The sequence below is a fragment of the Pseudarthrobacter sp. AL07 genome, assembly GCF_029960665.1.
Taxonomy (GTDB): domain Bacteria; phylum Actinomycetota; class Actinomycetes; order Actinomycetales; family Micrococcaceae; genus Arthrobacter.
The window spans coordinates 23,943-31,878 of sequence record NZ_JASBRB010000032.1 but is presented as its reverse complement, the minus strand read 5'-3'; the positions used below and the strand labels follow the sequence as shown (position 1 = coordinate 31,878).

General features: G+C 60.5%; 5 protein-coding genes. 4 read left to right on the top strand and 1 reads right to left on the bottom strand.

What is annotated here, in order from left to right; translation table 11 throughout:
* Positions 1-1,089 precede the first annotated feature (1,089 nt).
* A complete protein-coding gene (locus QK290_RS16745) occupies positions 1,090-1,212 on the top strand; it encodes a hypothetical protein (protein WP_282331768.1) in 123 nt (40 codons plus the stop codon).
* A gap of 504 nt (positions 1,213-1,716) precedes the next feature.
* Here the strand turns inward: QK290_RS16745 and QK290_RS16740 are convergent.
* Entirely contained in the window at positions 1,717-2,616 is a 900-nt protein-coding gene (locus tag QK290_RS16740; RefSeq protein ID WP_282331767.1) for a LysR family transcriptional regulator, read from the bottom strand.
* 603 nt (positions 2,617-3,219) lie between these two features.
* Between QK290_RS16740 and purU the strand changes: the two genes are divergently transcribed.
* The 3 genes from purU to QK290_RS16725 all read left to right on the top strand — a co-directional run bounded on the left by purU (position 3,220) and on the right by QK290_RS16725 (position 7,126).
* On the top strand, positions 3,220-4,083 hold the full coding sequence (gene purU / locus QK290_RS16735) for a formyltetrahydrofolate deformylase (RefSeq protein ID WP_282331766.1): 864 nt from the start codon (positions 3,220-3,222) through the stop codon (positions 4,081-4,083).
* Positions 4,084-4,132: 49 nt separating this feature from the next.
* On the top strand, positions 4,133-6,607 hold the full coding sequence (locus tag QK290_RS16730) for an FAD-dependent oxidoreductase (protein WP_282331765.1): 2,475 nt from the start codon (positions 4,133-4,135) through the stop codon (positions 6,605-6,607).
* A gap of 384 nt (positions 6,608-6,991) precedes the next feature.
* Positions 6,992-7,126 carry a hypothetical protein gene (locus tag QK290_RS16725; RefSeq protein WP_282331764.1) on the top strand — a complete coding sequence of 45 codons (135 nt, stop codon included), beginning with the start codon at positions 6,992-6,994 and terminating at the stop codon, positions 7,124-7,126.
* The last annotated feature ends 810 nt before the right edge of the window (positions 7,127-7,936 follow it).

Sequence of the window (7,936 nt, the reverse complement as noted above, 5' to 3'; positions counted from 1 at the left end):
GGATACTGCCCCTACTGCCAACCACGAGCCCCAACCTAACTAAGTACTACTAGGCGCCAGTAGCGGTCTGTCACGTAGGACGTCCGCATACCCCCTCACGGTGTCAGGGTTAAGCGGTACCACGGGTGACAGAGCAAATCAGCACGATCGCCTAGGGCGAGAACCAGGAAACCCACCATTATGTCTAATCTAGTTTTCGTCGCGGTAGGCCAAGTTGTATCCATGAGTAGTTCCCGACTCCGTGCCGGTGGACCGACCCCTCGCCGGTCGTTCACCCCCGCCAGAAGCTTGAATTGTTGGCCCAGTACGAGGAAGCCTGCACCCGCCAGGAGGGTGGGGGCCTTCCTTCGGTGTTGAGCGCCGCACAGTCTTGTGATGCATTGGTCATGGTGGGTGACAATGACGCTGCCGAGCACCGGGGTCCATTGGCGGCACCAACATGACGACAACACCTGGCGCCCCGACCGGCGGGCGTTGATCGCCACGGTCATGTCGCCAGGGTGGTTTGTCGGGCCGGCCGCCGATGGGGAGGCCGATCCGTTCAGTGACCGTTCAGATCCCACACGAAGTGGCCCCTTCCCAGCGGCAGGCACGATGGGCAAGAGTCATAGGCATGAGCGTTTGGCAGACGAACAGGATCGGGCACGATGATGGCCGTGGGCAGCCCCGAGCAGACCGAGGTGGCATCGCTGGCGGGCGATATCCAGTGTCCGGGCTGTGCCGCGCCACTGCGTCCCCGCGGGCACGCCCGCACCCGCACCGTCCGGGGCCGAGGCGATGAACGGCTGACGAAGCAGCCACGGTGCGCCCGCTGTGCCGGCTGCGGACGCGCCCAAGTACTATTGCCGGCCGCGTTGTCCACCCCCCCGAGGTCATCGGAACCGCACCGGCGGCCAAGGCCGCCTGCAGCGGGTAACGGACGATCGCCGCCCACATGGGCCCGACCCTCTCGACGGTGCTCCACTGGCTGCGCCGGTTGCCGGAACGCACGCCCACTGGCTGCACGGGCAGGCGGCGCAGCACGCTTTCCGCCTCTATCCGGACATTCTGGTCCGTCCCAGCCAGTGGCCGAGCCTGCTGGGCTGGAGCTTGAATATCTTGGCTGGCGCCGCGCTGGCCCACTACCGCCGGGTGGTCCCCGAGCTTCCGCCCTGGACCCTGACCGGGCTCTTCACCCGAGGTAATCTGCTGAGCCCGCCGCTGCGCACCTGAAAATGTGATGGGATTGTGCTTTGCCGTGCCCCGTAACAGGAGCCACGATGACGACAACACCCACGGCCGTTTCCACGTGCCCGGCAGCGTGCCGACAGCCGCGTCACGCTGACGACCAACCCGATCAATCCCATCGGCATCCAGGGCGATGCCGCCATCGTCAAACAACGCGCTCGATAACACTAGAAGCGCGGGTTCCCATCGATTTCGAGCTATTCCTACATTGACGCCGTCAGATAGCCCGTCTCGGAGTAGGAACTGCTAGCTCCCCCCCGCCACACAGAAAGGCCGCCCGATGACCAATTCAAGGTGAGTTGGTATCGCCGAGGACTCGATACCGAGGAAATAGGAAGAGGATCACTTCCGTATGCTGTCGTTGAGGGTGGCCCGACCAGAGGATCCGCTAGTGCGAGACCCAGTGTCAGTATGTTTACGCCTTTGGCTCAGGCTTGAAAGTGGGGGCGGGCCGTTGATACCGGCTCTTCGCATGGCGTTCAACGATGCTCAGAAGCCAAGGCGAGCTCCTTCTGCGATGCGGTCACGCAACTTCGCTGCCACGCTTGCCAGCTCTCCTCGATTGGACCATGCAAGACCGGTGACCCGGTCTAGGCTGGCAATTTTGGTCGATAAGATGGCTAGTCCTTCTCTTTCAGCCTGTTCAACAGTCGTGATGGAATATCCAACTTGTGCCCGCACCAGTCCGGCTACCGTTTCGTCAACAGAACTTTCCATTGCAATTATCGGTTCGATTTTTGCTCGATGGCAGAAGTCCTCCGCGATTGCCCGTAATGCGAAACCTTGGACGAAAGTGACCAACGGGAACTCATTGAGATCTTCCGATGAAACTGGATGAGTTCTTGTCAGTGCGTGGTCCGGCGAAACCACCACTCCAGTGGCTGTGGATCCCAGCTCTTTGGTGCGGACGCCGGAGGGCGCCTCACCCGCTGGCCACGATATGACAGAGAGGTCTAGTTCCCCTTTGTGGATCGACCGAATTAGTTGGTCGATCGTGGTTTCGACGAAGTGCAGTTCTACTTCGGGGTAGTCCCTTCGAAAGCCAGAGATACTGTACCAAATGCGCTGTGTGACCACACCAGCTGGTAGCCCAATTCGCACAACGCCTCTGGGTAGTTCACCCGCTTCGCGTACGGCATCCTGCATGCCGGAGAGGTCGATCAGGAGCCGTGAGGCATGATCGACAAAAACTCGTCCAGCAGGCGTCGGGCTCACACTGCGGGTGGTCCTCTCGAACAGCTTCACACCCAGGATTCGTTCGACGTTTTTGACCTGCTCAGTCATGGTTGCGCGCGATATCCACAGTGCTTCGGCCGCTCGGGAGAAGCTTCCGGCTTCGGCGACTCCCACGACCGCCGCAAGGTCGCGAAGCCCAATTTTTGGATCCATTTCCTAAATCCTTTCCCATTCAGTCTTGATGTTTACGCCATCGAACTGAACGGCCCGAGGTTGTTCAAATTTGGCTTCTACCTCCACGATCGATAGTTCGAGCCATACGAATAGTGGATTCGGTTATTCGATATTGCTACCAAATGTAACCTAGCTCATACTTTCAATATGAGCCCTCATCGACACTTCTGCTTCGAATTGTGTCGCTTTCAACCGGTGGCTGAAAGCATCACCGCGAGCCAATCCATGAGTCCCTGCCAGCATCACATGATTCACCGCTCCACTCGATGTATGGGCTGTGCCAGGCGAGTTCGGCTCAAAGGCACCCCATTTCACACGCAGAAGGTCTGCGATGGCCGTCTCCGATCCTCGTGAACCTCGGAAAGTATGTGGGCCGGAACCTCGTGGATGCATTTGAACATCTCCAGATACCTGCCGCCGCCGTTTCAAATACCAAATAGCGGCTTCACCAAGGGCCATAGATCGTCTGTTCCGGCCCGATCGGGTTCCGGTGAAAGCCGTTGGGCCGGCAGGAATTCCGTGAGCGCCGGATTCGTGGCGGCGAACCATCTCAATCGACCAGCAATAGCTTAGGAGTCATCCGTGCAGGAGCCATCGTCCAACGAACTTATACTCTCGTTTCAATGTCCTGATCAAATTGGAATTGTGCACGCCGTAACGGGCTTCCTCGTTGCGAAGGGATGCAACATCATCAATAGTCAACAATTTGATGATGCGAGCCAGGACCGGTTCTTCATGAGGGTCCAGGCCCGTTTTCCCGAGCACGAATCGATCGATGCGCTGCGCGCTTCGTTTCAACCCACCGCAGACCTGTACGGGATGAAGTGGTCCATGTCGCAGGCGTCCGCACGGCCCAAAGTGCTGATCATGGTTTCCAAGTTCGACCATTGCCTCAATGACTTGCTTTATCGCTGGCGTTCCGGGCAACTGAAAATCGACATCCCGTTAATAGTCTCCAATCACGGCGACCTGGCAGAAGTTGCGAAATCTCAGGGGATTCCATTTCGCCATATTCCCGTGACGAACGATACCAAGGCCGGGGCGGAGGAAGAGCTGCTGTCGCTGGTGGCCGAGCATGAAATCGATCTAGTGGTCCTGGCCCGCTACATGCAAGTCCTCAGTGATGGCCTCTGCAACATCATGGAAGGCCGGATCATCAACATCCACCATTCGTTCCTGCCCAGCTTCAGGGGCGGGAAGCCCTACCACCAGGCCTTTGACCGGGGAGTCAAACTCGTCGGGGCCACCTCACACTACGTCACGGCGGATCTGGACGAAGGGCAGATCATCGAACAAGAGATCCTGCGTGTCGAGCACAGCCACACGGCCACCGACCTGACGATCGCCGGCCGAGATGCAGAACGCGTGGCATTGGCCCGGGCCGTCCAATGGCATGCAGAACACCGAATCCTGCTCAACGGCAATCGCACCGTTGTATTCAAATAGCGCATGAATCACCACAAACATCATCTTGATCAATGAAACGGAGAACACAATGGAACGCTTGGTAGACCGCACCATTGGCGCCACCCTCTTTACGAAGGATGCCAACGACCCCCTGCCTCCCCGGGCACGCACCGTCGTGGTCGGTGGAGGAATCATCGGGGCCAGCACCGCTTATCACTTGGCGGAAGCAGGGGATAACGACGTGATCTTGCTGGAGAGCAATGTTCTGGGCAGCGGGACGACATGGCATGCCGCGGGGCTGGTGAGCGCAGGGCGCTCCTCGGCCACCTTGACCAAGCTGGCGAAGTACGGGATCGAGATGTACAGCACGCTGGAAGACCGTTCCGGCATCGATGTTTCCTTCCAGCAATCCGGTTCTCTCATGCTGGCGCGTACCCCGGGGCGTATGGACGAAATTCAATACCTCTGCGACATCGCTCGGCAGCAGGGAGTGAAGGCGGAGGTCCTGGATGCCGCGGGAGTGGGGCAACTATGGCCGATCGCCCGGACCGAGGGCATTCTCGGAGGACTGTACCTGCCCGAGGATGGGCACGTGAATCCCGGATATGCTGCCGTTGCGTTCGCCAAACTGGCGGATGGGCTGGGCGTCGGGATCCGTGAAAACGTCTCGGTTAGTCGCATCCTGCAAAGTGACGACAAGGTAACCGGGGTGCTCACGGACAGGGGGACCATCGACTGCGACCGGGTTATCCTGGCCTGCGGATTGTGGACTCGCGACCTCGCAGCGACCGTGGGCGTCCACGTGCCGCTCTATGCGGCGGAGCACGTCCACGTGCGGGCGGGAAAAGTCGAAGGCGCGGTTCCGGGGCTGCCGGTACTGCGAGACCTGGACCACAGCTACTACATTCGACACGAGCTCGGCGGCCTGTTGGTCGGTGCCTTCGAACCCGATGGCCTGCCCCGGCCTGTCAAGGAGATCTCAGCGGGCGGTTTCGCGGAATTCCCGGCGGACTGGGACCACTTCGCCCCGATCAGGAGCCATGCCGAAGCCGCGGTTCCGGCTCTCGTCGAAGCCGGCTACGACCGCTTTCTCAACGCGCCGGAGAGCTTTACCCCGGATTCCAACTTCATCCTGGGCGAGGCAGCCGAAGTCGGCAATCTCTTTGTCGCGGCGGGTTTCAACTCCCAAGGCATCATCTTCGGTCCAGGGGCCGGAAAAGAGCTTGCAAGGTGGGTTATCGAGGGTACTGCCGGTTTCGATGCCTCGTCGGTTGACGTGCAGCGCTTTTCGCGCCACCAAAGCAACCGGACCTACCTGCACGAACGGACCAGGGAAGGGCTGGGGCGGCTCTACGCAATGCACTGGCCGCAGCTGCAGCCCGTCACGGCGCGCAACGTTCGCAGGTCTCCGCTGCACTCCCGCCTGGCGGAGATGGGAGCCGGTTTCGGGGAGCTCAATGGGTGGGAACGCGCCAACTGGTACGGGACGCCGGGCACCGAGCCTTCCTATGAATACAGCTTCGGCCGCCAAAACTGGTTCGAGCAGGTTGGCGAAGAACACAAGGCCACACGCGAGGGCGTTGTCCTCTTTGATCTCAGTGGATTCGCCAAGTTCGAAGTGGCGGGCCCGGCAGCCCTGGAAGTCTGCCAGCAGGCCTGCACGGCTAACGTGGACCTGCCCGTCAACAAGTCCACATATGGCCTGTTCCTGAACGAGAACGGCGGTATTGAACTTGATGGAACCGTCACGCGCTTGGCCGCCGACCGTTTCATGGTGATCACTCCGGCCGCCAGCCAGGACAAGACGCTGTGGCACCTGACCCGCTTGGCCAAGGGGAAAGCCGCGGCGGTGTTCGATGCCACCGCTGGGCTGGCAACCATCGGTGTCATGGGCCCTCGGAGCCGAGAGCTGCTCAGCCGGATCTCGCCGGAAGATTGGTCCGATGATGCCCAAAAGTACACCGAGGGCCGCACCGTTGAAGTGGCCGATGGCTTCGCGTACTGCCTGCGGGTAAGTTTCGTTGGCGAGCTGGGCTATGAGCTGTACCCCAGCGCCGACACCGCCATCAACGTCTTTGACGCACTGTGGGAAGCGGGGCAAGACCTGGGGATCAGAATGGCGGGCTACTACGCCCTCGATTCCTTGAGGAGCGAGAAGGGCTTCCGCCACCTGGGACACGACATCGGTCCGGCCGACAACCCGTATTCGGCAAGCCTAGGCTTCACCCTTGCTCTGGAGAAGCCCGGGGGCTTCGTGGGCCGGGAGGCGGTGCTCGGCATGCAGGCCGCCGGCCAGGAAATTCGTGCCGTCTATGTAGCCTTGGAGGACCCCGAGCCGGTCCTGGTGCATGACGAAACGGTTTTCCGTGACGGGGTTGCCGTGGGCCGGATGACCAGCGGAAGCTACGGGTACACCCTGGGCCGTGCCGTCGGCCTGGCCTCGGTCAAGGCCGATATCGACTTCTCCGGGGAGTTCACCGTGGAGTGCAAGGGCAAGCTGTATCCTGCGACGGTTTCCCGGCGCCCCTTCTATGATCCCAATGGTGAGCGGCTCCGCGGCTGATCGCTTGGGCTGCTGAAAAGCGGCCACGCCAGCGGCCGTTCCAGCCGCCCCGAAGTGGATCTGAGCCACAGCGTCTGATCCCCTCATGACAAAGGAGAGCCCCTCAACCGAGGGGGCTCTCCTCACATCGTGTTCAGCCGAGTCGACAGACCCGAAGGATCCGGCGCATGAGTATTTCACGAATGCGTCCGAGGAGTTGTCAGCCAAGCCGCTTCCGATCTGGATCGTCGAGGCCCCGGGGCGGTGCCAGCCCGTGATGGATCGTTTCCAGGTGTCGGTGACGGTATAAACAGCGATGACAGCGACACCGCAAACGCATAAGCCGGGTGCGGCGATGACTGCGAAAATGATGGCTGCGGCGGCCGGTTAACTGGTGGGACGCTTATGGCAGAGGAGCCTGGCCAGTTCCTGCAAATCGCCCTCGAGTCCGGCCCCGCCTACCGACTGGCCGCGCTCCGCGAGCTCATCATCAGCTCCGGATCGCTTGCCATGTCAAGCCGCCCCCGAATTCCCGCATGAACAGGTGCTACTGCGGAAATTCCGGACCGGCCGCAACCCTCGGTCACTCTAAAGAATGGTCAGCAAGTCATGTTGTAGGCGGCACTAGCCACCATGAGTGGTGAACGCGAAAACCCAGTGGAAGGACGAACAACGATGAACTCCCAGCAGTGGCCCCACAGGGCAGTACGCGGTCCGCCGTAGTCAGAGGGACACCCCCCACACAACCAAATAGGTCTATTCCGGGACCCCACACACCCGGCAAATCAGATCAGAAGCGAGCGTGTGCACAATGTACACACGGAAAAAGCACCAAGAGCCTCTGACCTGCGGAAACACTGTGCCCGAGGTGGGACTCGAACCGCATTCCAGCCCTTGCAAACACTGGGCTCCCGCGGAAACATGCGGAATCCGGCCCGATCCGACCGATGTACAACCCAGTCCGAAGCCAAATGTGTGGACACTGTCCACACCCCAAATTCTCAGCATCAAAGGCCTCACACCAACTGCCGCACCCCGCAACGCGGGGGTGTGGCGCTTCATTGTCCTGAGAAAATTGATTCTGCCGGAGAGTTGCATGCGTGTTGTTAATCGGTCATGCCCACACTCGTTGCTGGAGTCCCGGGCGGCCCGCGAGGCACTCTTGGTCGCTGGCGTCTTCATAGTGATTCCACCTCCCTTCAGCCCTTTCATGGTCCGAACAGCCGACAGCCGCATGACCGGGGTGGGCATTTCACTGGTGGGAGGGTTTCGAGGCCCTGCCAGATACTAGCGGTCCCTACTGGGCTCCTCGAAGGGTCTCAGGAGATTCGAGCTCTTGGCCTCTTCTCA